This is a genomic window from Gilliamella sp. B2824 (genome assembly GCF_026536245.1).
Taxonomy (GTDB): Bacteria; Pseudomonadota; Gammaproteobacteria; order Enterobacterales; family Orbaceae; genus Gilliamella.
The window spans coordinates 1-561 of sequence record NZ_JAFNON010000044.1 but is presented as its reverse complement, the minus strand read 5'-3'; the positions used below and the strand labels follow the sequence as shown (position 1 = coordinate 561).

The window sequence follows — 561 nt, the reverse complement described above, 5'->3', positions numbered from 1 at the left end:
AGGTAACCGTAGGGGAACCTGCGGTTGGATCACCTCCTTACGAAGCGCTCGTAAGTGTTCACACAGATTGTTTGTTTAGAAAGAGTCACTTTATTGGGTCTGTAGCTCAGGTGGTTAGAGCGCACCCCTGATAAGGGTGAGGTCGGTGGTTCAAGTCCACTCAGACCCACCAATTCAACGGTAGTGAGCGAAGATGCTTGATATGTTGAAGAAGTGAAGATAATGGGGCTATAGCTCAGCTGGGAGAGCGCCTGCCTTGCACGCAGGAGGCCAGCGGTTCGATCCCGCTTAGCTCCACCATTAAGATGTCTCTTTTGAATAAAATTATGTTTGTATTTACTTGAAAGAGTAAATAGAAAGATAACGCTCTTTAACAATTAGGAACAAGCTGAAAGAAACGAGTTCTCGTTTTTACTGAAGGCATTGATATGCAAGTATGAATGTAATGAAGTAGAAAAGAGAAAAAAGCGTAATTAAAACCAAGACAACTGTGAGTTGTAAGGTTAAGAAATTAAGCGTACACGGTGGATGCCTAGGCAATCAGAGGCGATGAAGGACGTG

Annotated in this window: 2 tRNA genes; both read left to right on the top strand. The window is 43.9% G+C overall.

The features are described from left to right. Positions 1–95: 95 nt before the first annotated feature. Positions 96–172 (top strand) — tRNA-Ile (locus tag J3U56_RS12035). 52 nt (positions 173–224) lie between these two features. Next, a tRNA-Ala gene (locus J3U56_RS12030) sits at positions 225–300 on the top strand. The last annotated feature ends 261 nt before the right edge of the window (positions 301–561 follow it).